Raw genomic sequence first — 23,954 nt, forward strand, 5'->3', positions numbered from 1 at the left:
CTTAATATTTACCGTCTATTCCTAATGTAACTTTCATTTTTACTTCGGCTAATATGCATATTTCCGATATTGGCTGTCTTGCCGCTTGTTCGGGAGTCCTCTTTGTTCAGCCTCATCGTCTGTACGATCGACCGCTTCGACCAGTTGGAACGACTGTTTCAGTCGCTGATGAGTCAGCGTCACAGGGATTTCGAGGTGGTCCTTGTCGACCAGAATCCTGACGATCGGCTGTCGGAGCTGATCGGAAGCTTCTCGCCCTTCTTCATGATCCGCCATGTCCGCTCGGCCAAGGGCCTTTCGCGGGCACGCAACAACGGAATGGCCGCCGCGAATGGCGACTATGTCTGCTTTCCCGATGATGATTGCTGGTATGAGCCCGATACGCTGGAGACGGCGGAGCGGCTGTTTGCCGCGCACCCGGAGCTTGCCATCGTCACCGGTCGTACACTCGATGCCGACGGCTTGGCCTCCGTCAGCCCGACAGGCGAAACGTCGCTTGCGGTGACGCGCTGGAACTATCTGAAATGCGGCAACTCCAACAGCATTTTCGTGCGCCGTGCGGCGCTGGCCGCCATCGGCGGCTTCGACGAGAATCTCGGGGTCGGCTCGGACTCGCCATTCCAAAGCGGCGAGGAGGCGGATTTCCTGCTGCGTGCTCTTGCTGCAGGCAAGCGGCTGATGTTCTTTCCGGAATTGATCGTCCACCATGATCAGGTCACCAGCGAATATGGCCCGCGGCAGATCGAACGGGCGCGCAAATATGGCCGCGGCTTCGGCGCGCTGATGCGCAAGCAGCGCTTTCCGCTCGCCTATGTCGGCTACCGCCTGTGCAGGCCTGTCGCCGGCTGGCTGGCAGCGCTGGTGCGATTCAGGGTCGATACGGCGCGTTACAAGCGCGCCTGGCTGATGGGCATATTGGAAGGCTATGCGACCTGGCCGCGATGGCGCAGCGGTTGAGGCCGTTCGCCCCTTGGCGTCATGGCTTCGGCATAGACATCCACATAGCGTTGCGCGACCTCGTCCCAGGCATAGGCGCGGGCGTCATGAATGAGTTCTTCTCTCAGGCCCAGGCCTTCGGCACCGAGACGCGCGAAAGCGGCGGCTAGGGCATCGGCGGCGGTTTCCGGATTGGAAAAATCGGAAAGCATTAGCGTCGGATGGGTTTCAGCGAGCGCCTTGTAGGCATCGTTTGTGTGCAGCACCGGCAGCAGGCCGGCACTCATCGCCTCGATCGCCACCAGGCCGAAGCCCTCATATTCGGAGGCGGAAGCAAAAAGCGAGGCGCGGGCGATAACGTTGCGGATGGCGCCATTGTCAATCGACACATGCAGCGAGACATGGCGGCCAAGCTCGCGGACGGCGATTTCCTTCTCCAGCGCCGGCTGATCGAGATCGGAGACGGCACCGATAATGTCGAGATGCCAATCCGGATCGCGGGCGGCGAGCACCTTCATGACGTCAAGCATGCGGTCAAGCCGTTTGTTGACGGAGAAGCGGCCGATAGTGACGATGCGGCGGCGGGCTTCGAGCGCGGCGCAATTGGCGAATTTGCCGACATCGGCGCCGTTCTCGATCAGGCGGGTGCGGCTGGCGGCGATGCCGGAAAACAGCCGCTCGTCCGACAGGCTGCAACAGACGAGCTCGGCATAGGCAAGGGCCGAAAGCCGGGTTGCGGTGTTGAACCAGAGCTTCTTGATGGCGGCATATTTCGGCGTATGGAAGAAGCCGCCATGGGTGGTGGCAACCATCGGGCGGCCATGGAACAGCTTGCCCCAGGCAAGCGCGTCGAAGAAGAAATCGACGGCATGGACATGGATCAGGTCGGCATCGGCGATATGCTTGAAAACCTGCGGCGCCAAGGGATAGCGGCTGGAGCCGGACCAGGGGATGCGGACGATCTCGATATCATCGATGGTTTCGGCCGGTACAAGTTTATGGGTAGGATCGGAGAACAGGCTATTGCAGGTAACGACGCGGACACGATAGCCGCGGCGGATCAACTGCCGGCAGAGGTTGGCGACCACATCTTCCAGCCCGCCCTTGTTGGGCAGGAACTGGCGCACGACATGCACGATCAGCGGTCCCGAGGCATTCTGTGCTTGAATATCCGAAATAGCCGATGTCATTGACCCGCCCTCGATCTTTGGCCGCACAAAGCCGCGGCGATCAGGCGCGCGAAAGCGCCGTCTCTTGATCGGCGCAAAGCACACCATCTTGCTGGTTAAAAAGAGCTTAATTGCGGACGAGGGATCGCGCCGTTTCAAGCAAGAAGGTTAATATCGGAACATTCCGTCAGGGAAGGTTGGGCTTGTGCATGGCCCCTCACCCTTGCCCTCTCCCCGCACGCGGGGACAGAGTTGGGGTGAGGGGTCATCTCGGAAAGAGCGGCATAACTCCTCCTCAGCCGGACCTCTCAAAACGCCCGAAATGTCAGTGTGGTCAGCGAGCGGACGATGCCCGGGATATTGGCGATGTTGTCGTTGATGAACTTGCCGATATCCTGCTCGTCCTTGATGTAGACCTTCAGCAGCAGGTCGTAGTCGCCGCTGGTGGAATAGAGTTCCGAGACCAGCTCCGTCTGGTAGATCGCGTCGGCGACCTCGTAGGTCTTGCCGGGTGCGCATTGGAGCTGAACGAAAATGGGCTTCATGAGATTGTCCTGACTCTGTCGCGGCCGCGATGGCGGCCGGCGCTTTGCTCTATAATGGTCGAAAGCGGCGTGGCCATGCAAGTTTTTCTCTATCCACCGGATGTCGCGCTTGCCGCTTCCGCAAGTCGGGAGGTGGCGCTAGATTGACGGGATTCTTTTAGCCAACCGGATCGACTCGATGCTGAATGACCCTCGCTCTCACGGACTTTGGGAGAAGACTGCTCCGCCGCCGCCTGCGACCGGGCCGCTTGCAGGCGATGTTTCGGCCGACGTGGTGGTGGTCGGCGGCGGCTATACGGGGCTGTCCTCGGCGCTGCATCTGGCGGAAGCCGGAACCAAGGTGGTGCTGCTGGAAGCCAATGAAATCGGCTTTGGCGGCGCGGGGCGCAATGTCGGTCTGATCAATGCCGGCATGTGGGTGATGCCCGACGACCTGCCTGGCGTGCTCGGTCCCCTCCATGGTGAACGGCTGCTGGAGCTTCTTGGCGATGCGCCGAAGCTGGTGATGGAGCTGATCGAGAAACACGGCATCGCCTGCGAGCTGGAGCGCAACGGCACGCTGCATTGTGCCGTCGGGTCCGAGGGGCTGAAGGAGATCGAGGAGCGTGCCCGTCAATGGGGCAAGCGCGGTGCCCCGGTCACCGTGCTCGATGCGGACGAGACGGCGCGGCGGGTGGGGAGTTCTGCCTATGCGGGAGCGTTGCTCGACATGCGCGCCGGTACGCTGCAGCCGCTCGCCTATGTCCGCGGCCTGGCGCATACAGCGGCCAAGGCCGGCGTTGTCATCCACACAAGCAGCCGCGTGACGGCGACCGAGAGGAATGGTGGGCGGTGGATCGTCAAAACCGCCGGCGGCAGTGTCAGTGCGGATTGGATCGTCGTCGCGACGGATGCTTACAGCACCGGTCCCTGGCAAGAGGTGCGCCAGGAACAGGTGCATCTGCCCTATTTCAATTTCGCCACTGTACCGCTTGGCGACAATCTGCGCAGATCGGTGCTACCCGGTCGTGAGGGCGCGTGGGATACGAAGGAAATCCTGTCGTCCTTCCGCATGGATCAGGCCGGCCGCCTTGTCTTCGGCAGCGTCGGCGCATTGCGCAATACCGGGCTTGCCGTCCACAAGAACTGGGCGCGGCGTTCGCTGAAAAAGCTGTTTCCGCAGCTCGGAGATATCGCCTTTGAAAGTGAGTGGTATGGCAAGATCGGCATGACCGACAATGCCTTGCCGCGCTTCCATAGGTTCGCGCCGAATGTCGTCGGCTTTTCCGGCTATAATGGGCGTGGCATCGCGCCGGGCACGGTGTTCGGGAAAATAGTGGCCGACCATATTCTCGGCCGGGTCTCCGAAGCCGACTTGCCGCTGCCGGCGACCGATCCGCGCGAGCCCGGCTTCCGTGCGCTGAAGGAAATGTGGTACGAAGCCGGCGCCCAGGCTGCGCATTTTGTAGGCGCGAGGGACTAGAGCATCCTATCGGCTTGGTGATTTCACCTGAAAGCGGGATGCTCCAGGGACGGGAACTGGACCATCATAACAAGAAGAGGAAGATGACATGACCGCCACACTCGATCTCGCCGCCGAGACCAAGGCAATCCTGACCGAACTCGGCGTTACCGCCGATCGCTACACGGGCGGAACACTGGCCGTCACCTCACCCGTGACCGGTGCTGAAATCGGCCGGCTCAGAGAGCATTCGGCTGCCGAAGCGAAGGCTGCGATCGACAAGGCGCATGAGGCGTTTCTTTCCTGGCGCGCTGTACCGGCGCCCAAGCGCGGCGAGCTGATCCGCCTGCTCGGTGAAGAGCTGCGCATCGGCAAGGCAGCGCTCGGCCGTCTCGTTTCCATCGAAGTTGGCAAGATCACCTCTGAGGGCCTCGGCGAAGTGCAGGAGATGATCGACATCTGCGATTTCGCCGTCGGCCTGTCGCGCCAGCTCTATGGCCTGACCATAGCCACCGAGCGCTCGGAACATCGAATGATGGAGAGCTGGCATCCGCTGGGGCCGATCGGCATCATTTCGGCCTTCAACTTCCCCGTTGCGGTCTGGTCGTGGAACGCGGCGCTCGCCATCGTCTGCGGCAATTCCACCGTCTGGAAGCCATCGGAAAAGACGCCGCTGACGGCGCTTGCCGTACAGGCCCTGTTCGAAAAGGCGCTGAAGCGCTATGTCGCCGAGGGCGGCGAGGCGCCGACCAATCTCTCGACGCTGATCATCGGCCGCCGCGATGTCGGAGAGGTGCTGGTCGATCATCCGAAGATTCCGCTGGTTTCGGCGACCGGCTCGACAGCCATGGGCCGCGCCGTCGGACCGCGTCTCGCCAACCGCTTCGCTCGTGCCATTCTCGAACTCGGCGGCAACAATGCCGCGATCGTCTGCCCGACGGCCGATCTCGACCTGACGTTGCGCGGCGTCGCCTTTTCCGCCATGGGAACGGCCGGCCAGCGCTGCACGACGCTGCGCCGTCTCTTCGTGCATGAAAGCGTCTATGATCAGCTCGTCCCACGCCTGCAAAAGGCCTATGGCTCGGTCACCATTGGCAATCCGTTGGAAACGGACACGCTTGTCGGCCCGCTGATCGACAAGCAGGCCTTCGACAAGATGCAGGCAGCCCTCGGCCAGGCGCAGTCGGCCGGCGGCAAGGTGACGGGTGGCGAACGCGTCGAAAACGGCGCGGCCGATGCTTTCTACGTCCGTCCGGCCCTGGTCGAGATGCCAGCCCAGACCGGACCGGTCGAGCACGAAACCTTCGCGCCGATTCTCTATGTGATGAAGTACAGTGATTTCGACGAGGTAGTGGCGCTGCACAATGCCGTGCCGCAGGGCCTGTCGTCGTCTATCTTCACCAATGACATGCGCGAGGCGGAAGCCTTCGTCTCGGCGCGCGGTTCGGACTGCGGCATCGCCAATGTCAATCTCGGCCCTTCCGGCGCTGAAATCGGCGGTGCTTTCGGCGGCGAGAAGGAGACCGGCGGCGGCCGTGAGTCCGGCTCGGATGCCTGGAAGGCCTATATGCGCCGGGCGACCAATACTATCAACTACGGCAGGACATTGCCGCTGGCGCAGGGCGTCAAGTTCGACGTCGAGTAAGACGAGCGTCGCAATCCTTGCGTTGCGATGAGGAGGGCATGGGCGTAGAAACGTCTTCGCCCTCCTTCATCATTCCAAGGTCGCTCACCATGCATCTGTCGCTCGCCGAGGCCGAAACGCTGGTTGTGGAGGCGCTGCAGCGAAATCGAGTCAGTGCGGAAAACGCCCGTTCGGTGGCGGTCGCCCTCGTCGCGGCGGAGGCGGCCGGGCAGGGCGGCCATGGTCTGCGCCGCGTGCCCGCCTATGCCGGGCAGGCGAAGATCGGCAAGACCGACGGCTTCGCCAAGCCACAGCTCCTTCGACCCTATCCTGCCGTGCTGCGCATCGATGCCGGCAACGGCTATGCCTATCCGGCGCTCGATCTCGCCGTTGCCGAGCTTTCCATTGTTGCTCGCGAACAGGGGATCGCGCTGGCGGCCATCAGCCGCTCGCATCATGCCGGCGTCATGGGCCTGACGGTCGAGCGTTTTGCCGATCAGGGGCTGGTGGCGCTGATGGTCGCCAATGCGCCGGCCTCCATGGCGCCCTGGGGCGGCAAGAGGCCTGTCTTTGGCACCAATCCGATCGCCTTCGCCGCGCCGCTACCGGATGACGATCCCATCGTCATCGATCTCGCGCTATCAAAAGTGGCGCGCGGCAAGGTCATGGCCGCCCGGCAGAAGGGCGCGCCGATCCCGGCCGATTGGGCGTATGACCGCGACGGCAAGCCGACGACCGATGCCGAGGAGGCGTTGGCCGGCACGATGATCCCCGCCGGTGAATCAAAGGGGGCGGCATTGGCCATGATGGTAGAGATCCTCTCCGCCGGCCTGACCGGCGCCAACTATTCTTTCGAATCTTCGTCGCTGTTCGACGATCAGGGTTCGCCACCCGCGCTGGGGCATACGATCATCGCCATCAATCCGGCGGCGATGAGTGCGGGCGATACGGCGCAGCGGCTGGCCCTGCTGGCAAATGAGATCACCAGCGATCCCAATGTCCGCCTGCCCGGCCGGCGCGGGCAGAACTCACGACGCCTTGCGCTAAGTGAAGGCATCAGTGTCGAGGACGAAGTGATTGCCGCGATAGAGAGGCTTTGAGCCGCCGACGGTGATGGTCGGGTGCCTGACGGCCACCCGCGATCCACAGATCAGACGATCGCCGGCGCCGTCTGCCCTTCGTTCAGCCAGCCGCCGATAAAGCCGGCGCGTTCGAGGCCACGGCGCAGGATCGGCGATTGCCGCATCAGGTTCCAGATCAGCCCGCTGCGCTCATTTTCGATCATCATCACGAGCAGGCCCTGGTCGATGGCGACCGAGCGGTCGTCCACCCAGCCTTCTGGGCCTGGGCCTCTGACGCTGGGGTTGAAGCCACCGGGAAAGCGGCCGTCCAGCAACAGGTTCGGATAGGTGGAAAGCAGGGCCTTGGTGCCGTCGAGGGCGGCTTGGCGGTCGAACGGCAGGCAGGATAACGGGCCCCAGGGCGCGATCGTACCGTCGTCGGGACCGAGCGGCGCGCCGCGGGCGGCATAGCCGAGAACCTTAGGGCTGTAACGCCGGCTGTGCTTGGTGCCGGTCGGATTCGGGCCGTCACAGGCCGAGAGCCCCCAGATGTTCCTGGCATAGCCGACGAAGTGGCCCGGGTTGCGGTCGGTGTAATCGCGCTGAACGGCGATGGCCGTCTGGGTGTTGCGGAAATAGTCCGTGTCCTTGTCGGCCACATGCCGGTCGGCGATGCCGCGAAAATCGATCCAGGCGTGCGAGAAGAGGTGGATGAACAGCGGCCCGGCATAGAGATAGGGCGTGTCCTTGAACATCATCCAGGTATAAGTCGAGGCGAAGGCGTCGTAGCTCGATGACGGTATGGGATGGCTGGGCGAAGCGAGTGCCAGCACATAAAGAAAGATCGCCTCGTCATAGCCCTGGTAGCGCCAGCGCAGGAAACCGCTGCTCGGCTTCCAGCCCATGCTGATCGTCTTGCCCTTGTTCAGCGCCCAATGCCAATCGCAGCGCTCATAGAGAAACTGCGCCTGTGTGCGAATGTCCTCTTCGTTCTGATCGGGGCCGTTGAAATAGGCTGCCGCCGTCAATACGCCGAGCAGGAAAAGGCCGGTATCGATGGTGGAGAGTTCGCTGTTCCAGGCCCGGTTGCCGGTCGCCATATAGAGGAAGTGATAGTAGAAGCCGCGATGACCGGTGGCGCCTCGCTCTTCTCCCTGCTGACTTTCGGCGAAAAAGTTCAGCGAGGTCAACACGCGCTGGGCCGCATCCGCGCGGCTGATCCAGCCGCGTTCGACGGCGACGGGATAGCTCGACAGCGCGAAGCCGACGGCGGCGATGCTGCAATGGCTCGTCTTGATCGAAGTATCCGCCACCAGCCCATTTTCCGGATTGGTGTACAGCATGAAATAGTCGAAGGCCGAACGTTGCAGACGGTCGATCAACGCGTCGTCGGTTTCGTTGGTCTGTTGCAGCATTGTCTGATCCATCTCCTCGGCGCCCCCCGGTTTCTGCTGAGCATAGGAGCTCGGACAGTTGCAAATCAAAGATGATTAATGCTGCCACGCTTTTGTGGACGATTGTTTAAAATCGGAGCACCCGTCAGATATACTAGCAGCGGCTGCCTCGAGAAGCTTAATCATCTACGACGCGGATGGCCGAAAGCATCGCGTCCAGCAAACTATCCGCCGTCTCGTCGTCGGGAAGCGATCTGATCATGCCGTCCAGGCGTCCCTCGAGCCGCAGCATAGCGAAGCCATGCACCAGTGACCAGAGGGCCGTCGCCTGCGCCGCCATCTGCAGCGGCGGCATCGATATGCCGGGTGCGCGGGCGGTGGCGGATGGTTTCATTGGCCCGACCGTAGCGCTGTTCCTGGCCGCGCTTGTTTCCGTCGTTCTTTGCTACGCGACCGGTTCATTCTCGGCAAAGTGCCAAAAATTCTGGATATCGGCACGACGATCCTGTTCTGCGGCCTTGCATTCTGGACAGCGGAAGAAGCGGCAGAACAATAGGCAGCCGGGTCACCCCAACTTGGCTTCCACCCGCTCACGCCACCGTCGAAGCGTTCGCCCAAAAATCGCGCCGTCCCCCAGCGCTCTCGCAAGTATCAGTGCGCCCTGGATACCGACTACCGCTTCTTCGGCGAGCGCATTTGCTTCTGCCGTCTTGAGGCCCGCTCTCGTCAAAGCGCCGGCAAGTGCTTCGATCCATCGGTTGAAATAGGTCTGGATCGCCGCTGCGAAACGGTCGCGTGTTTCGTCGAGCGCGAAGGCGCCGATGAGGCAGATGCGGCGGCCGGAGCGGAAATAGGTGTCTGTTGTCTCCCACATGCGGGCAATGGCGGCGTGCGGTTCGTCTTCTTCGAGCGGCTTGAACATCTCGCTGACGAACCAGGCGTCGATATTGGCCATGATCTCCGCCGCCATCTCCTCCTTTCCGCCGGGGAAGAAATGATAGAGGCTGCCCTTCGACAGTTTGGTACGCGCCGTGATGTTGCTCATCGATGCACCCTCGTAGCCGAGTTCACGAAAGACTTCGGCAACGAGGATGATGGCGTCCGATTTTTCGAAGATGGTGCGTGTCATCGTCTCAGAGTCCGAGATCGGAAAGCCCTGGATGGTCGTCCGGACGGCGGCCGAGCGGCCAATGGAATTTCCGGTCTTCTTCCTTGATCGGCATGTCGTTGATCGAGGCAAAGCGGCGCTGCATCAGACCCTCGGCGTCGAATTCCCAATTTTCATTGCCATAGGAGCGAAACCAGTGGCCGCTATCGTCGCGCCATTCATAGGCGAAACGCACGGCGATGCGGTTGCCGTCGAAGGCCCATAGTTCCTTGATCAGCCGGTAGTCCAACTCTCTGGCCCATTTGCGGGTGAGGAATTCGACGATTTCCTTGCGGCCGCGCGGAAATTCGGCGCGGTTCCGCCATTGGCTGTCTTCGGTATAGACCTTCGAGACACGTTCGGGATCGCGGCTGTTCCAGCCGTCTTCGGCCATGCGGACTTTGGCGTTAGCGGTTTCGCGGGTAAACGGCGGCACGAGTGGGGTGGTCATGGTTTGCTCCTTTTGTACCGATAAGATTATTCTAGACCGATCGGTTTAGGAGAGCAAGAGCGAATTTGATTTTCTGGGGAGGCTATCGCGCGAATTTCTTTGCGCCCACGACGCAGGCGACAACGCCGAGGGTCACTGCAAGCATGGACCAACTGACGCTTTCCTTTAGAAGAGTGGCAGCGAGCGCCAGGCCGAAGAAGGGCTGCAGCAACTGCAATTGCCCGACGGCAGCAATGCCGCCCTGTGCCAATCCGCGATACCAGAAGATGAAGCCAATCAGCATGCTGAAGAACGAGACATAGATCAGGCCGATCCAGGCCGGCTCACCGATGCCGCCGATCGCCTGCGGCATGGTGAAGAGGCAAAGCGCGATCATGACTGGCAGCGACAGGACGAGCGCCCAGGAAATGACCTGCCAGCCGCCCAGCCGGCGCGACAGCACCGCGCCCTCGGCATAGCCGAGCCCGCAAACGAGGATTGCTGCCAGCATCAGCAAATCGCCGACCGGCGAGGCGGAGATGCCCTGGGCCAGCGCATAGCCGCAGACGATGGCGCTGCCGATGGCGGAAAATATCCAGAAGGCCGGCCGTGGCCGTTCGCCGCCGCGCAATACGCCGAATATGGCCGTGGCAAGCGGCAGCAATCCGATGAAGACGATCGAATGCGCCGAGGTGACGTGCTTTAGCGCCAGTGCCGTCAGCAGCGGAAAACCGACGACGCATCCAAGCGCCACGATGGCAAGAGGGATGATATCGTTGCGAACCGGTCGCTTCTCCCGAAATGCGAGCAGCAGGCACAGCGCCAGAATGCCGGCAATCGCAGCGCGGGCGACCGTCAGGAAGACGGGATCGAAATCCATCACCGCCACCCGTGTTGCCGGCAATGAGCCGCTGAAGATCAGCACGCCCGTCATTCCATAGATCCAGCCGCTTGTCGTCTTGTCCATTCCGATGCTCCAAGTTTATCGGCCGGTATCGGCGAAGTCGGCTGGTCATTCCAGAGACGGCGCAGTACAATTTTTGCAAACTGTTATGGTGTGGGGTGCAGTACGGATGAACGATACCATTGTAACGAATGGGGCTGGCGGAACGCGCATCGAGGCCGTGATGGCGGCGATTTCCAATCGCATTGCCGCACGCAGCCTGGTGCCGGGGGCGCGGCTTCCTTCGGTGCGCAGCTTCGCCAGGACGATGCAGGTATCCGTTTCCACCGTGGTCGAGGCTTATGAGCGGCTGGCGGCCGAGGGCGTCATCCGTTCGCGGCCCGGTTCCGGCTTTTACGTCTGTGGGCCGCTCGCGCCGCTTTCCCTGTCGGAGATCGCTCCCCGGCTCGAACGCGATGTCGATCCGCTCTGGATTTCGAGGCAGTCGTTGGAGGTGGATGACAATGTTCTGAAGCCCGGTTGCGGTTGGCTTCCGCCCTCCTGGATGCCGGAAGCGGCGCTGCGTCGAGCGATGCGAACCCTGGCGCGGACCGGCGGGAGCGACATTCTCACCAACTATGGAACACCGCTCGGCCTGCCGCCGTTGCGGCAGCTTCTGGCACGGCGCATGGGCGAACACGGCATTACGGCGTCGCCTGATCAAATCATGCTCATGGAATCCGGCACGCAGGCCATCGATCTTCTCTGCCGTTTCCTGCTCGAACCGGGCGATACCGTGCTGGTCGACGATCCCTGCTACTTCAATTTCCACGCTCTCCTGCGGGCGCACCGGGCCAATATCGTCGGCGTGCCCTTCACGCCGACAGGGCCGGATATCGAGCGGTTTGCCGAGGCACTCGAAAGACATAAGCCGCGCCTCTACATCACCAATTCCGCCGTTCACAACCCAACCGGCGCCGCATTGTCGCCGGTGACGGCGCATCGCCTGTTGAAGCTGGCGGATGCTTCCAACCTGATCATCATCGAAGACGATATTTTTGCCGATTTCGAGCACGTGCCGGCGCCGCGGCTTGCCGCCTATGATGGGCTCGATCGGGTGATCCATATCGGCAGCTTCTCGAAGACGCTGTCGGCCTCGGTGCGCTGCGGCTTCATCGCGGCGCGGCGGGATTGGATCGACGGCCTTGTCGATCTGAAGATCGCCACCAACTTCAGCGGTGGCCAATTGGGGGCCGAGCTGTTGTTCTCGGCCCTGAAGGACGGAGGCTATCGCAAGCATATCGAGGCGTTGCGAGTCCGGCTTGCCAAGGCCATGAGCGAAACCATCTCCCGATTGGAGGCAATCGGCATCACGCCCTGGCTGAAGCCACAGGCCGGCATGTTCCTTTGGTGCCGGCTGCCGGAGGGGCTGAATGCGGCCGACGTCGCCCGCGCCTGCCTCGCCGAAGGCATCATCCTGGCACCCGGCAATGCCTTCAGCCAGAGGGATGCGGCAAGCAATTTCCTCCGCTTCAATGTTGCGCAATCAACGGATGCTCGCATTTTCGAGGTCCTGGCGGCGTCGATGCGGAGATTGGGGGCCGGATGAGCGGCGGCGTTCCCGCTCCGGTCCCAGGCGATGACAATCCGGCCAGCGGGAGTGCCGGATGCATTACTTATGCAGCATCTTCAAAGCGTCGATGAAATAGCTGTTGGCGCCGGAATAGTCGTCGGCCTTGCAACGCTTGAGACCCTCAGCCACCAGGGCGCTTGCCCGCTTTCTGTCGGCGGCGCTGATCGCCGATGTCTTCAACCCATTATTGATACTCTCCACCATTTTGGCGCATGGCGCGGAATTGCCGCTTCCCGTAGTTGCGGTGTTCGCGGCGAAGGCGGTGAAGGAAAGGGCGAAGGTGATTGAGATCAGCGACGGAACGACAAGAGCGAACGTTTTCATGTCCCTGCAGCCTCAGCTCCGCCCGCAGTCTACGGACAAGACATGCAGACCAAACGTCTTTGGATAGGGTCGAATGCAGAGAGAGGGATGGGAAAGACAATCGGACACTGGGAAGCAGCTCTAATACGCTCTTGCAGGTCTTGCTGAACTTCAGCATCACAGTATAGCTCTGCCACAAGGCCGCTTCAATTGCGGTTCACATCGGCTTTCCAATCCCCGTTGGCGAAATGAGATCGACCGTGCGTGTTCTGCTTGTTGAAGACGACAATATTCTCGGATCATCCCTCAAGAAGGCTTTGGAGAAGCACGCTTACGGCGTCGATTGGATGCGCGATGGCGAGTCCGGTCTTGAAGCCGCGCAGCATTCGCATTTCGCGGCTGTTATTCTCGATATCAACCTGCCGCAGCTTAATGGCATGGAAGTGCTGAGAGGCATTCGACAGCGGGGCAATGCGGTGCCGGTTCTGCTGCTGACTGCACTCGATGCCGTGCGGCAGAAGGTCGAGGGGCTCGACGAGGGCGCCGATGATTACCTGGTCAAGCCGTTCGATCTCGACGAGCTGCTTGCCCGCCTGCGCGCGTTGATCCGCCGCCGCGACGGGCGAACCGAAAGCCTCATACGATGCGGCGATGTCGAGGTCGACCCATCGGCGATGGTTGCCCGCAAGGGCAGCGCGCAGGTTCATACCACCGCCAAGGAATTCCATCTGCTGAAGCTGCTCATGGAGCGCAGCGGCCGATACGTGACCAAGAACGATATCGAATATGCACTTTACGATGCCGAGAACAGCGTCGAAAGCAATGCCATCGAGGTGACGATCTACAACCTGCGCAAGAAGCTTGGCACCGATTTCATCAAGTCGATCCGTGGCGTCGGTTACATGATCGAACGATGATCAGGTCTACGCTAACCCGCAAACTCTTCTTCAGGATAGCGCCGGTCGTGGCGGTAACGATCGTGGTGATCGGCGCCTTCGCGTTCAACAGCGCAACGCGCGAGATCAACAATATCTACGATGCCCAGCTCATCGACGATGCGAACGTTATCTGGAGCTTGCTGCGTCGCCCTCTGGAAAGATCGCCGGACCGCTCTCCGAAGAAGATCGACGACATCGACTTCAACATGGACAACCAGCTATCCTTCAATGAGGACGCCGACGACTATGCCGACGCCCACATGTTTCGCGCCTGGGTGGATGGCCGTATTCGCTTCTACAGCAGCACGGCGTTCCAGTCCGATGTGCCGCAGCAGAAGGTCGGCTTCACCACGCTCACCTATAAGGGAGAGGAATGGCGGGTCTACTCGCTGCCGATACCGAACACGACCATCGTCATGGAGATCGGCGAGAAGATCGCCCTGCGGGAAACGTTGGTCTCCAACATCCTGCTCAATCTCTTCTTTCCGCTGCTTGTGCTGGTGCCGGTCATCGGCTTCCTCATCTGGCTTGGCATCAACAGCGGCCTGCGCACGATCCACGGGCTAGTACGCCAGATCCGCACCCGGTCGCCCGACGATCTCTCCGCCATCCCTGTCCAGGGCCTGCCGCGTGACCTCTTGCCGCTCGGCCGCTCGATCAACCAGCTTCTGGAGAAACTCGGTCACTCATTGACCCTCGAGCGGCGCTTCTCCGATCTTGCGGCACATCAATTGCGCACCCCGCAGGCGAGCGTGAAGCTGCTGCTGCAGATGCTGGACAATACCGACAATGAGCAGGAACGGCAGACGATCATCGCCGATCTCGTGGCCAGCAACAATCGCGCCATACATCTGATCGAGCAATTGTTGCGGCTTGCCAGGGTAAGCCATCATCCCCTCAATCCGACGCCCGTCGCGCTCTATCATATGGTGGCATCGGTTCTGGCGGAATTCGGCAATATCATCACCAGCCGTCAGCTCGATGTGCTGCTGGAAGGCGACGAGACGGCGCAGGTCAAAACGGATGAATCGCTGCTGCGCATGATGATCGGCAATCTGTTGGACAATGCCATCAAATACACACCCGTTGCCGGCAAGATCGAAGTCGTGATCTCCTCTGAAAACGCGCTCTGGCTGATATCGATCAGCGACAGCGGGCCCGGTATTCCACCCGATGAACGTGCCGCGGTCTTCCAGCGATTCTATCGGCTCAATACGCTCCACACCGAAGGGGCCGGCCTCGGTCTTGCGATCGTCGCCGATACGGCCGACCGGCTGGCGGCCTCAATCCAGCTATTGACGCCGCGTTGGGGCACCGGCCTGCGGGTCGATCTGCGGTTGCCCAAAAACCAATAAAGCGACCCTATATACCCATCCGAGCGCTCGGTGCTCATCGCTGGATGGTTCAGCTTTTCACGAAGTCGTGGGGCTGCTCGTTTTTCATTTTCGCATCATCCTGCCCTCATGCCTGGCTCATCCGTGGTTGCTAAACGCAACTTCAGGATAAGGCGAAAGGGTTTTTTCATGCAGGTGTTTTGCGATTTTGATGGAACCATATCCATCGAAGACGCGACGGATATGGTGTTGTCCCGTTTCGCCGGTTCCGAATGGGAAGACATAGAACAGCAGTGGAAACAGGGGCTGATAGGGTCGGGCGAGTGCATGCGCCGGCAGATCGCCCTCGTGCAGGCGAGTCGCAAAGATCTCGAGGCTCTTCTGGACGAGGTGTCCATCGACCCCGGCTTTGAGGATTTCCTGTCATACTGCAACCGCAGTGATCTGCCCGTGACGATCGTCAGCGATGGGGTCGACTATTTCATTCGCCATATCCTGGCACGTCACGGCATCGGCGACCTCAGAATTGTCGCCAACGTCCTCACCTATCGCTTCGCTCATGGCCGAGACTTGTATTCTCTTTCTCCGTCGCCCACGGCAGCCGGCTGCATGTCCGGTTCAGGCGTCTGCAAATGCCGGGTTGTCAGGGGAACTGAACTGCAGATCTACATCGGCGATGGGCGAAGCGATTTCTGTGTTGCCGACAAGGTCGATCTAGTCTTCGCAAAAGCCAAGCTCGCCGATTACTGCGATGACCGCGGCATTTCCTATGTCGGCTTCGACAATTTCGCCGACCTGCTTCCAAAGATGAAAGCCATTCTTCCCAGTGCCGCACGGGAGCACCGCGCGCTGCTGCATTCCAAGATCGCGTGAACCAGACCGAGAGGCATTAATGAAAACCAATGTAGTCGAAGCCTTCAGTGGCGAGATGCAATCGCCCGTCAAATCTGAGGCGGAGTTGCGCATCCTTGAGGAGGCTTATTGCTCCCATGGCGATACGGTCCACTATACGGCAAAGCCGAAATTCTTCGAGGAATGCGAAGGCTCCTACGTCTACGACCAGTCAGGGACGCCGTTCCTCGATCTGCAGATGTGGTATTCCGCTGTCAATTTCGGCTACCGCAACGAACGCCTGAATGCCGCCGCACACCGGCAGCTCGACCGGCTGCCGCAGGTCGCCTCGCAATATCTGCACCGGGAAAAGGTGGAGCTGGCGGCCATGATCGCCCAGGACGCCGAACGCAAGTTCGGGCGCAAGGGGCGGGTTCATTTCAACGTCGGCGGCTCGCAGGCCGTCGAGGATTCGCTGAAGCTGGTGCGCAACTATACCGGCGGCAAGAGCCTGATGTTCGCCTTCGAGGGCGGTTATCACGGCCGCACCCTCGGCGCCTCGGCCATCACCTCCAGCTACCGCTACCGCCGCCGCTACGGTCATTTCGGGGATCGGGCGCAGTTCATCGAATTTCCCTATCATTTCCGCGGCCCGAAGGGCATGTCGAAGGAAGAGTACGGGCATCACTGCGTTCAGAAGTTCGCCCGTCTGTTCGAGAGCGAATATAACGGCGTTTGGGATCCGAAGGCGGGCAAGTCCGAATATGCCGCCTTCTACATCGAGCCGATCCAAGGCACGGGCGGCTACGTCATTCCGCCGATGAACTTCTTCATCGAACTCAAGAAGGTGCTGGACGAACACGGCATTCTGCTCGTCGTCGACGAAATCCAGATGGGCGTCTACCGCACCGGCAAGCTCTGGTCGATCGAGCATTTCGGCGTTTCCCCCGATGCTCTTGTCTTCGGCAAGGCGATCACCAATGGGCTCAATCCGCTTTCAGGCGTCTGGGCAAGGGAAGAGATGATCAATCCGGAAATCTTCCCGCCCGGTTCGACACATTCCACCTTCGCCAGCAACCCGATGGGGACCGCCGTGGCTCTCGAAACCATGAAGATGTTGGAAGAGGAGGATTTCGGCGCGGCCATCATGGCCAAGGGCGCTTATTTCCTCGATGGGCTGAAACAATTGCAGAAGCGCCATGCCATCGTCGGCGAGGTCGACGGTCTCGGCTTGGCCCTGCGGATGGAGATCTGCAAGGACGACAGCTACACGCCGGACAAGGCGACGATGGACTGGCTTTGCGACGAGGGCATGAAGGGCGACATTCAGGTCGGCTCCAAGATGTACGGCCTCGTGCTGGACGTCGGCGGCTACCACAAGAACGTCATCACCTTCGCGCCGAACCTGCTCATCACCCGCGAGGAGATCGATCTGGCGATTGCCCTGCTCGATCAGCTTCTCACGCGCGCAGCCCGGAGATAGACCGGTGCAACTCCTTCTTCTTCATCTCGATGATGCGTTGGAGTTGCAGCCAGATTTCGTGCGCGCCTGCAAGTTTGCGGGCGCGTGCCAATATGCCGATAAAGGAACCGGCAGGGCGGTGCGGCTCTGGAGCAAGCAGAAGGCGCTTGCCGAACTCGGCCGCAACATCGTCCGGAACACGCCCGCAATCGGCAAGGATCCGCAGCTCTGTTTCATGGGCTCCGGCGACTTTCATCATGTGACGGCGCTGCTTCTCGATGGGGCTCTGGAGCGGCAGTCCATTGCGACGACGCTCATTCATTTCGACAATCATCCGGATTGGGTCACCTTCAATGGCGGGATGCATTGCGGCTCCTGGGTCAACAGCGCGCTGGCCAACCGCCATATCCAAAAGGTCATCACCATCGGCGTTTGCAGTCACGACCTTCGCAGCCCGGAGCGCAAAGGCGCCAATCTGCACTGGCTCGGCGAAGGCAAGCTGGAGCTCTATCCTTATGAACATCCGCCGAGCCGTGTTTTGGCCGAATACGGCAGCGGCGCCAGCTATCGGCAGGAGAAGGGCGCCCTGCACTGGAAATCCATTTCCGAGATCGGCGAGGAAAATTTCATCGACCGGATGCTGAGCCGGATTCGCACCGAAGCGGTCTATCTGACGATCGACAAGGATGTGCTGGTGGCGGATGACGCCGTGACGAACTGGGACCAGGGCCGTATGCGGCTGCCCTACCTGCTGGCGCTGATCAGCGAAATCGGCAACCGCCATCGCATTATCGGCGCAGACGTCATCGGCGACTACTCGGCCCCGAGCTATGCCGGCAGTTTTCAAACCAGGATTTTGAAAAGGGCCGAGGTTTTTATCGACCAGCCGCATATCCGGCCAAGGGCCGAAACGATCAGAAATATCAACAGTGCCGCAAACCACGCGCTGCTGGAGGTCCTGGCGGAGTACATGGCATGAGCGGCAGCCTGACCCTTCCGATGCTCGGCCTGATCCTTTTCTGCGTGCTGGCGGAAACGGCGCGCGAGGTCTGCTTCAAGCAGTCGGCAAGCGAAAACGCATTGCTTTCGGCGCTGACCAAGCCAGTGACATGGCTGGGCATCTTCTTTTGGGCGGTGGAGCTGCTCGCCTGGACCGCCGTGCTCGAGCACGTCCCCCTATCCATCGCCTTTCCGCTGATGGCGCTGAGCTATGTCGTCATCGTCTTCGCCGGGGCCCTGATCTTCAAAGAAAATATCAACCTCCGCCACGCGACGGGTGTGTTCCTCGTGACCGCCGGCGTGGCTTGCGTGGGAGTAACCGGACTATGAAAATCTTTGCGCACACCAGATGGGATGCCGCGCCGGTTCTGGCCGCTGTGGCGCATCTCGCTTTCGACATCTATCTGATCGTCGGTTTCGAAAGCCGGCCGTTATGGCTCTCGGCTGTCCTCGGCTGCCTGTATGCAGTGTCGATCTCGTGGAATATCAACAGCATATCCCATAATTTCATCCACACGCCCTATTTCAAGCCGCGCTGGATGAACTACGCGTTCAGCCTGCTGGAATCGGTCGCGATCGGCTTCTCGCAGACCTATTATCATTGGGTGCATATGCGCCATCACTCCGGCAACAGCGATCGGCCGGACGAAAAGGGCGATACGATCGATCTCTTGTCGATCTATCGCCACGGCCGCAACGGCGAGCCGGAGAATGTGTGGTCCTATACGCTTCTGAGCTTCTTTCGGGACAGTCTCGGCGACATTCACAAGGCTATCGCCCGCACGCGGCCGTTCGATGCAAAATGGGGCCGGTTCGAGCTCTTTTTCTTCCTTGGCCTTGCTGCAATTGCGTTGATCTATGACTGGAAGGCCGTGCTGTTCTTCGTGCCCTTCTATTATTTCGGCAACTGCCTGTCGTCGCTGAACGGCTATTACGAGCATCTGAACGGCGATCCGGACGAGCCGATCGCCTGGGGCGTCAGCAGCCACAAGTCGTTCTACAACTGGCTGTGGTTCGGCAACGGCTATCATGCCGAGCACCATTACCGGCCGCGGACCCATTGGACGAAGCTGAGCACGCTGCACGAGCAGATCAAGGAAGAGCAGGAAAAGGCCGGCACGCATGTCATCAGCACCTGCCACGCCCTTGGCTTCATGGCCAAGGAAAACCGGCAGGCGGAGCTTTCCCATGAAATCTGAGGAATTGAGTTTCTTTCTCGAAGGAAACAACGGCAAAGGCGTGCTCCTCATTCATGGATTAACGGGTGCGCCGGCCGAAATGAAGCTTGTCGCGCGTCAGCTCAACCGCCGAGGGTTCAGCGTCCACGCACCGCTGCTGGCAGGTCACGGCGAGGATGTCAGGGCGTTACGGCTCTCTCATTGGGAAGATTGGCTGAACAGCGTGGTACAGGCGGCGGAATTCATGGCGCGGCGCACGCAGCATATTTTCGCGGCAGGCATCTGTGTGGGCGGCAAGCTGTCGATGCTGGCCGCCAATAGCCGCCCGGATCTCATAAAGGCCGTGGCGATCTATTCGCCCTGCTTCCACTATGACGGCTGGGACGTGCCACGCCACTACACTTTGCTGTCGCCGCATATCGGCTGGCTATCGCGCATTCCCTTCCTCGACCGTCTCAATTTCAAAGAGAATTCATCCCTTGGCATCAAGGACGAGCGTTTGCGCCGCATGGTCGAGGCAATGGCGGGCGAAGGCATGCTAGAGAAATTCCCTGGCCGCGGCATCGTCGAGATGCACCGTTTGGGCAAGACGCTGCGGGGCGTGCTGCCCGACATTCGCGTGCCGACCTTGATCCTGCACGCGGAGGAAGACGATCTCAGCAATCCGAGGCACGCCCGCTACATTTCCGAGCACATTGGCGGCCCGCATGAGCTGAAGTGGATCAAGGACAGCTATCATATGATCCACGTCGATCGTCAGCACCGGCAGGTCGCGGAATTCACCGCCGATTTCTTCGAGGCGAGCCATGCTTCAGCGCTCGCTTAGTCCTTCGCCGACGCCGGCGCGCGATCCGGTCGCCGAGGTGCATTTCAGCATTCGCGCCATCGGCCGCGATGCCTGGAACGCCTGCTTTCATGATCAGGTCGAGGATTATGATTGCCTGCTGGCCATCGAGGAGGCCGGTATCGAAGGCTTCGAATGGCGCTACATCACGGTCGCCGAGGAGGGGCGGATCAGCGCCGCAATGCCGGCTTTCCTCTGCCCCTATGCCCTGGACACGACGCTGGAAGAGGGCGCGCTGCGCAGGGGCATACGGTGGGTGCGGCAGCGCTTTGCTGGCTTCCTGACGCTGCGCCTCGCCTGTCTTGGCTCTCCCTGCACGGAAACGGGCGCGGTCGGCTTTCATCCCGATGTGCCGCCGGAACGCCGCGAGGTGTTGTTTGCCGAATTGCTGTCATTCTTCGAACAGCTTGCGGCAACGGAAGATTGCGCGCTGATGGGCCTCAAGGACATTCCCCAGCCGGTTGCCCCCGCGCTGGACGGACCGCTGTCGGCCCGCCGTTACGCCATGATCGGCGGCTTGCCGACCGCCTGGCTCGATATCGACTTTAAGACGATCGACGAATATCTCGCCCGGCTCTCTTCCGGCACGCGCAAGGACATGCGCCGCAAGTTGAAATCCTTTGCGCGGGTCAGGGTCGAGATTCGAACGGATTTCGGCGATTTCCTGCCCGAGGTCATGAGGCTCTACCACGACACACGCAATCGCAGCGAATGGCAGTTCGAGGAACTGACGGCCGGTTACTTCGAGGGAATCCTTTCCCGGATGGACGGTCGCTCTTTCTGCGCCTTCTATTTCGTCGATGACAGGCTTCTTGCTGCCAATCTGATCGTCCATGACGGACGCGCCGCCATCGACAAATTCTTCTGCATGGATGGCGAACAGGGGCGGCCATACAATCTCTATTTCCTGAGCTGGTTCACCAATCTGCGCTATTGCCTGGAGCACGGCATAGGCCGCTACCAGAGCGGCCAGGCCTATTATGAAAACAAGGTGCGGCTCGGCAGCAAGCTCACCGCCAACGCGATGTTCTTTCGCCATCGCAATCCGGTTCTCCAGAAAATATTGCGGCTAGTTTCGCCGCTGTTTTCGACAGATGAGGCGGGCTGATGATGTCGATGCGCTTATCCTGGCTGGCGGTGCCGGTCTTGAACACGCTGTACCAATTCTTCATCAAGCACGGAGCCGCGCAATTGGACGGTGCTGGCGGAGCGGATTGGCTTTGGCAGGCGCTCACGTCGCATTGGATCCTGGCGGCGATCGCCGCCGAAATCCTCTGCTTCTTCATCTGGATGAATGTGCTTTCCGAGCTTGATCTGAGCCGGGCCTTCCCCCTTTCCGGCATCAGCTACGTCTTGATCATAGCCACAAGCTGGTTCGTCTTCGGCGAGCCCGTCGTCGGCCTGCAGGTCATCGGCAGCGGATTGATCCTGACGGGCGTCTGGCTGATCGCCAGTGCAGCGGGCGAAACCTCAGACCAAAATGGCTGGGAGCCAAAGCGCGGTTCGCTCAGTACCGACACAGGTAAGGATAAGTGATGTCCCGATTGCAAGCTGAAGACCAAAACAAGGGCGTCAGCATCGCGTCCGGCCTTGCGGACTGGAGCTTGAGACGCGCGCTGTCGCACATCGTAACGCGGGGATCACTGACGGTGACGACCGCAGGCGGCCGCGTCCTGACTTTCGGCGATGCCACTGGTCAGCCGGTGCATGTTCGCTTCACGGACACAAGCGCGCAGTGGGCTTTCCTTGTCGACGCCGACCTGCGGCTCGGCGAACTCTACATGGATGGCCGTTTTCTTGTCGAACAGGGCTCGCTCTATGATTTCGTCGCGATGATGCTGCGGGAGGCGCAGAACAGCACGCATCCGCTCATTGCCCGTGTCATCGATCACATCCGCACGAGGCTGCGGATTTTCCGTCACCGCAATCTGCCGGGGCGTTCCAGGGCGAACGTCGCGCATCACTATGATCTCGACGGGCGGCTCTACGAGCTTTTTCTGGATGCGGACCGGCAATATTCCTGCGCCTACTTCGCCCATCCCGGTCAATCGCTTGAAGAGGCGCAACTAGCGAAGAAAAGGCATCTGGCGGCCAAGCTGTCGATCGAGCCGGACAACAGCATTCTCGACATCGGCTGCGGCTGGGGCGGCCTTGCCCTGCACCTGGCCGAGCAGGCGCCGGGCGGCTATGTCCTCGGCGTCACCCTGTCCGAAGAGCAGCACGACTATGCTTCGAAACGGCTGCAGGGCGCCTTGGAGGCATCGCGGGCAGAGGTTCAGTTCGCGCTTAGGGACTACCGCAGCCTGACAGGTCATTTCGACAGGATCGTCTCGGTCGGCATGTTCGAGCATGTCGGCCTGTCATCCTATCGGACCTTCTTCCGCAAATGCGCCGAGTTGCTCGAGGATGACGGCGTCATGGTGCTGCACACCATCGGCTGTTCGGCAACGCCCGGCTTCACCACGCCCTGGCTGGACAAATACATCTTCCCGGGCGGTTACATTCCGGCCCTTTCGGAGATCGTACCGGAGGTCGAGGCAGCGGGATTGACGATCACCGACGTCGAAGTGCTGCGCCTGCACTATGCCTGGACGCTTGCCAACTGGCGCGAGCGTTTCATGGCGCGCTGGGGCGAGGTGGCGGAACTCTATGACGAGCGTTTCTGCCGCATGTGGGAATATTATCTTTCGACGGCGGAGGCTGCGTTCCGCTACGAAGATCTCGTCGTCTTCCAGATCCAGATCAGCAAGCGCAACGACATCGTTCCGGTCACGCGGGACTACATCGCCCGCAACGAAGCGCAGCAGGCTTCAAAACCGGACATCGAACGTTCTGTTGAGCGTAAAGCCGATGATGTTCTGATTGGGTGAGCCGATCTGCGAGGTGATCGGGCTGTCGGCGGCATCGCTCACCAGGCGGCTATATTTGTCATAGACCTGCACGCTCCAGGCGGGCGAGATCGTATAGGTCGCGGCCACCGTGAAGCCGACGGATTTCAAGCCGCCGCTGGCGTCAAAGGCATCGAGCTGGCCGTTTTTCACGGCTTCGCTCGCCGAGATTCCGAAATTGCTGCGCATATAGGTGGAGTTCGCCAGCGACATGCGCGGACCCGCCGACAGAAGCCAGCTATCTCCAACGGGCTGGAACCAGTCGAGCGACAGATCGGCAACGAGGCCGTCGCCGCCCCACAATGCCTGACGCGTCTCCGCCCGCAGCCGCAACTGATTTTCCATCGGCCAATATTGCGCGAACGCACCGGCGTCAAAATTCCAGTGAACCCTGTGCAGGCCGTTCAGACTGGAATCGTCAAATGCCGAGCGCCCACCTCTCAGGCCGACGACCGGACCGACTTCGATGCCGCCAACCTCGAAGAGGCTATAGTCGATGTTGTCGTCCGGAGCGCTGTAGTCCTGCGTTTCGCCAAGGCGATGAAAGTCGAAGGATGGCATGCCGCTGAAGGAGAGATGCTTCGATCCTTCGTAGGAAGGGCCGTATTCCACCGTGCCGCCAAGCGTAACGATCCAGGTACTCGACGAAGATTTCGCCGCCTCCTGCGCCAGTGCCGGAAGCGCGCCGATTGCGGATGTCGCCAGCAGAGCTATCCCGGCAAGCGCCGAGACGCTGGCGAAAGATGTTTTGACGCTGAACATTCTGCCAACACCCGTCCCTGATCGCCCCATACCGATTTACAGGCAGATCGCCCCCGCGCGCATTCCTAGCACGGCCTGCGGTTCCAAAAATAGAAAAAACTTGAGCAGGGGTGGTGGTTAAGGCTGTTCCGCACCTGCATTTCGACCGGATT

General features: G+C 60.6%; 25 protein-coding genes. 16 read left to right on the forward strand and 9 right to left on the reverse strand.

Annotated features, from left to right (window positions below; all coding sequences use genetic code 11):
- The first annotated feature begins 102 nt into the window (after positions 1 to 102).
- Complete coding sequence (locus ACXHXG_RS18140; protein WP_457900179.1) at positions 103 to 957, forward strand: glycosyltransferase family 2 protein; 855 nt, start codon at positions 103 to 105, stop codon at positions 955 to 957.
- Here the strand turns inward: ACXHXG_RS18140 and ACXHXG_RS18145 are convergent.
- On the reverse strand, positions 924 to 2,126 hold the full coding sequence (locus ACXHXG_RS18145; RefSeq protein WP_104825255.1) for a glycosyltransferase family 4 protein: 1,203 nt from the start codon (positions 2,124 to 2,126) through the stop codon (positions 924 to 926). The genes ACXHXG_RS18140 and ACXHXG_RS18145 overlap by 34 nt on opposite strands.
- A 287-nt stretch (positions 2,127 to 2,413) precedes the next feature.
- Positions 2,414 to 2,650 (reverse strand): Lrp/AsnC ligand binding domain-containing protein, encoded by a 237-nt coding sequence (locus tag ACXHXG_RS18150; protein ID WP_034522129.1) that lies wholly within the window; start codon positions 2,648 to 2,650, stop codon positions 2,414 to 2,416.
- A 178-nt stretch (positions 2,651 to 2,828) separates the two neighbouring features.
- Between ACXHXG_RS18150 and ACXHXG_RS18155 the strand changes: the two genes are divergently transcribed.
- The 3 genes from ACXHXG_RS18155 to ACXHXG_RS18165 all read left to right on the forward strand — a co-directional run bounded on the left by ACXHXG_RS18155 (position 2,829) and on the right by ACXHXG_RS18165 (position 6,815).
- Positions 2,829 to 4,112, forward strand: coding sequence for an NAD(P)/FAD-dependent oxidoreductase (locus tag ACXHXG_RS18155; RefSeq protein WP_457900180.1), 1,284 nt, complete (start codon positions 2,829 to 2,831; stop codon positions 4,110 to 4,112).
- 88 nt (positions 4,113 to 4,200) lie between these two features.
- Positions 4,201 to 5,736, forward strand: a complete 1,536-nt coding sequence (gene amaB, locus ACXHXG_RS18160; protein ID WP_457900181.1) for an L-piperidine-6-carboxylate dehydrogenase — start codon at positions 4,201 to 4,203, stop codon at positions 5,734 to 5,736.
- An 89-nt stretch (positions 5,737 to 5,825) separates the two neighbouring features.
- Positions 5,826 to 6,815: an Ldh family oxidoreductase gene (locus ACXHXG_RS18165; protein ID WP_457900292.1), complete on the forward strand. Its 990-nt coding sequence runs from the start codon at positions 5,826 to 5,828 to the stop codon at positions 6,813 to 6,815.
- A 50-nt stretch (positions 6,816 to 6,865) separates the two neighbouring features.
- Here the strand turns inward: ACXHXG_RS18165 and ACXHXG_RS18170 are convergent, their stop codons facing one another.
- The 5 genes from ACXHXG_RS18170 to ACXHXG_RS18190 all read right to left on the reverse strand — a co-directional run bounded on the left by ACXHXG_RS18170 (position 6,866) and on the right by ACXHXG_RS18190 (position 10,714).
- Positions 6,866 to 8,191: a glucoamylase family protein gene (locus ACXHXG_RS18170; RefSeq protein WP_457900182.1), complete on the reverse strand. Its 1,326-nt coding sequence runs from the start codon at positions 8,189 to 8,191 to the stop codon at positions 6,866 to 6,868.
- Between the two features lie 157 nt (positions 8,192 to 8,348).
- Positions 8,349 to 8,564 (reverse strand): TetR-like C-terminal domain-containing protein, encoded by a 216-nt coding sequence (locus tag ACXHXG_RS18175; RefSeq protein ID WP_457900183.1) that lies wholly within the window; start codon positions 8,562 to 8,564, stop codon positions 8,349 to 8,351.
- 171 nt (positions 8,565 to 8,735) lie between these two features.
- Entirely contained in the window at positions 8,736 to 9,299 is a 564-nt protein-coding gene (locus ACXHXG_RS18180) for a TetR/AcrR family transcriptional regulator (protein WP_457900184.1), read from the reverse strand.
- 4 nt (positions 9,300 to 9,303) lie between these two features.
- The gene (locus tag ACXHXG_RS18185; RefSeq protein ID WP_457900185.1) at positions 9,304 to 9,768 is read right to left on the reverse strand and encodes a nuclear transport factor 2 family protein; all 465 of its coding nucleotides are present in this window, start codon (positions 9,766 to 9,768) and stop codon (positions 9,304 to 9,306) included.
- Between the two features lie 82 nt (positions 9,769 to 9,850).
- Positions 9,851 to 10,714 (reverse strand): DMT family transporter, encoded by an 864-nt coding sequence (locus ACXHXG_RS18190; protein ID WP_457900186.1) that lies wholly within the window; start codon positions 10,712 to 10,714, stop codon positions 9,851 to 9,853.
- Positions 10,715 to 10,820: 106 nt separating this feature from the next.
- On the opposite strand from ACXHXG_RS18190, the gene ACXHXG_RS18195 reads away from it, so the two are divergent.
- Positions 10,821 to 12,239 (forward strand): aminotransferase-like domain-containing protein, encoded by a 1,419-nt coding sequence (locus tag ACXHXG_RS18195; RefSeq protein WP_457900187.1) that lies wholly within the window; start codon positions 10,821 to 10,823, stop codon positions 12,237 to 12,239.
- Positions 12,240 to 12,302: 63 nt separating this feature from the next.
- Here ACXHXG_RS18195 and ACXHXG_RS18200 read toward each other — a convergent pair whose 3' ends face one another.
- Positions 12,303 to 12,587, reverse strand: coding sequence for a hypothetical protein (locus tag ACXHXG_RS18200; protein ID WP_104824705.1), 285 nt, complete (start codon positions 12,585 to 12,587; stop codon positions 12,303 to 12,305).
- A 239-nt stretch (positions 12,588 to 12,826) separates the two neighbouring features.
- On the opposite strand from ACXHXG_RS18200, the gene ACXHXG_RS18205 reads away from it, so the two are divergent.
- From ACXHXG_RS18205 to ACXHXG_RS18255, 11 genes are all read left to right on the forward strand, one after another.
- The gene (locus ACXHXG_RS18205) at positions 12,827 to 13,483 is read left to right on the forward strand and encodes a response regulator transcription factor (RefSeq protein ID WP_104824704.1); all 657 of its coding nucleotides are present in this window, start codon (positions 12,827 to 12,829) and stop codon (positions 13,481 to 13,483) included.
- Positions 13,480 to 14,859 carry a sensor histidine kinase gene (locus ACXHXG_RS18210; protein WP_283047903.1) on the forward strand — a complete coding sequence of 460 codons (1,380 nt, stop codon included), beginning with the start codon at positions 13,480 to 13,482 and terminating at the stop codon, positions 14,857 to 14,859. Before ACXHXG_RS18205 ends, ACXHXG_RS18210 begins: the two co-directional genes overlap by 4 nt.
- A gap of 168 nt (positions 14,860 to 15,027) precedes the next feature.
- Complete coding sequence (locus ACXHXG_RS18215) at positions 15,028 to 15,711, forward strand: MtnX-like HAD-IB family phosphatase (protein WP_457900293.1); 684 nt, start codon at positions 15,028 to 15,030, stop codon at positions 15,709 to 15,711.
- A 19-nt stretch (positions 15,712 to 15,730) separates the two neighbouring features.
- The gene (locus tag ACXHXG_RS18220) at positions 15,731 to 17,152 is read left to right on the forward strand and encodes an aspartate aminotransferase family protein (protein WP_104824701.1); all 1,422 of its coding nucleotides are present in this window, start codon (positions 15,731 to 15,733) and stop codon (positions 17,150 to 17,152) included.
- 4 nt (positions 17,153 to 17,156) lie between these two features.
- Entirely contained in the window at positions 17,157 to 18,110 is a 954-nt protein-coding gene (locus tag ACXHXG_RS18225) for an arginase family protein (protein ID WP_104824700.1), read from the forward strand.
- Positions 18,107 to 18,460, forward strand: coding sequence for a DMT family transporter (locus ACXHXG_RS18230; RefSeq protein WP_104824699.1), 354 nt, complete (start codon positions 18,107 to 18,109; stop codon positions 18,458 to 18,460). The genes ACXHXG_RS18225 and ACXHXG_RS18230 overlap by 4 nt, the downstream gene beginning before the upstream one ends.
- A complete protein-coding gene (locus tag ACXHXG_RS18235) occupies positions 18,457 to 19,329 on the forward strand; it encodes a fatty acid desaturase family protein (RefSeq protein ID WP_104824698.1) in 873 nt (290 codons plus the stop codon). Before ACXHXG_RS18230 ends, ACXHXG_RS18235 begins: the two co-directional genes overlap by 4 nt.
- Positions 19,319 to 20,134 carry an alpha/beta hydrolase gene (locus tag ACXHXG_RS18240; RefSeq protein WP_104824697.1) on the forward strand — a complete coding sequence of 272 codons (816 nt, stop codon included), beginning with the start codon at positions 19,319 to 19,321 and terminating at the stop codon, positions 20,132 to 20,134. Before ACXHXG_RS18235 ends, ACXHXG_RS18240 begins: the two co-directional genes overlap by 11 nt.
- Positions 20,115 to 21,260, forward strand: coding sequence for a peptidogalycan biosysnthesis protein (locus ACXHXG_RS18245; protein ID WP_457900188.1), 1,146 nt, complete (start codon positions 20,115 to 20,117; stop codon positions 21,258 to 21,260). Before ACXHXG_RS18240 ends, ACXHXG_RS18245 begins: the two co-directional genes overlap by 20 nt.
- The gene (locus tag ACXHXG_RS18250; RefSeq protein ID WP_457900189.1) at positions 21,260 to 21,688 is read left to right on the forward strand and encodes an EamA family transporter; all 429 of its coding nucleotides are present in this window, start codon (positions 21,260 to 21,262) and stop codon (positions 21,686 to 21,688) included. Before ACXHXG_RS18245 ends, ACXHXG_RS18250 begins: the two co-directional genes overlap by 1 nt.
- A complete protein-coding gene (locus ACXHXG_RS18255; protein ID WP_457900190.1) occupies positions 21,688 to 23,022 on the forward strand; it encodes a class I SAM-dependent methyltransferase in 1,335 nt (444 codons plus the stop codon). Before ACXHXG_RS18250 ends, ACXHXG_RS18255 begins: the two co-directional genes overlap by 1 nt.
- On the opposite strand, the gene ACXHXG_RS18260 is transcribed toward ACXHXG_RS18255, so the two are convergent.
- On the reverse strand, positions 22,963 to 23,802 hold the full coding sequence (locus tag ACXHXG_RS18260) for a MipA/OmpV family protein (protein ID WP_457900191.1): 840 nt from the start codon (positions 23,800 to 23,802) through the stop codon (positions 22,963 to 22,965). The two genes, ACXHXG_RS18255 and ACXHXG_RS18260, sit on opposite strands and share 60 nt — an antisense overlap.
- Positions 23,803 to 23,954 lie beyond the last annotated feature (152 nt).

The organism is Rhizobium sp. LEGMi-198b (genome assembly GCF_054114205.1).